Below are 969 nucleotides of genomic sequence, written 5' to 3' on the forward strand. Positions count from 1 at the left end.
ATAGTTTACTGATACTGTAACTTTTAACTTAAGCCGGACAATGCCCGCATGATGAGATCGATATCCTGGTTTTCCAATTCTTGAATAATATGCAAATATGTTTTCTGCGTCGTCGTCATGCTGGAATGACCTAAACGTCTGGCCACGCTGGCAATAGATACGCCAGCAAAAAGGAGCAATGATGCATGGGTATGGCGGAGCCCGTGAATGGAAATGACAGGAACATTGGCTCGTCTGCAATAGCGGGCCAAGATATTATTAACAGTCGAATTATATACACGCTCTTTCGTCACAAAAATCGGCATATCCGGTGGCAGATTCTTTACAAGTTCTGAAAATTGGATGACTGTTTGCCAGTCGATTTGTATTTTGCGGACGGATGATTTATTTTTCGTCGGCAAGAAACCGCCGTCATCTTTATAATCCCAGGTCTTGCTGATAGAGAGCATTTGATGGGCAAAATCAAAGTCACTAGGCGTAATTGCCAAGGCTTCCGAAAACCGCATACCCGTTTTTGCTACCAACAGAATGAGCCAGTCCCAGTTAATACCACTCTGCAGATTCAAGCTGCTCAGTAGTGTATGGAGTTCGTATTGATTCAGGTATTTCATCTTTTTGGGTGCCGGCGTTTTTCCTTTAATAATTGCCTTTCGTGTAGGATCTCTAGGGATCAGGCCTTCATCGACGGCATCAATGATGGCACCTTTCAATTGATGGTGAAAATCCATCGTCGTCTGTTTTTCATGAGTAGCAGCATACTCGTTAAGAATCTGCTGGTACGTCACGCGTGACATATCGCAGAGTCGCAGGTCCGGCGCCAGCTTCCTTAGCCAGGAAAGTGTCATTTTGTATTTATTGAGTGTAACCTTCCGCACAGCACCATCCTTATATACTTGAGTCCATTGATCATAGTAATCACAGAATAAATCTGTATCCTGAATTTTTCTTACCATGTGCAACCTCCATTTC

Annotated in this window: 1 protein-coding gene; it reads right to left on the reverse strand. The window is 43.4% G+C overall.

The genetic code is table 11. The features are described 5' to 3' along the window. Positions 1-23 precede the first annotated feature (23 nt). Complete coding sequence (locus tag H8J70_RS12345; protein WP_186504590.1) at positions 24-953, reverse strand: site-specific integrase; 930 nt, start codon at positions 951-953, stop codon at positions 24-26. Positions 954-969: the final 16 nt, after the last annotated feature.

The sequence above is a fragment of the Megasphaera hominis genome (assembly GCF_014269395.1).
Lineage (GTDB): Bacteria > Bacillota > Negativicutes > Veillonellales > Megasphaeraceae > Megasphaera > Megasphaera hominis.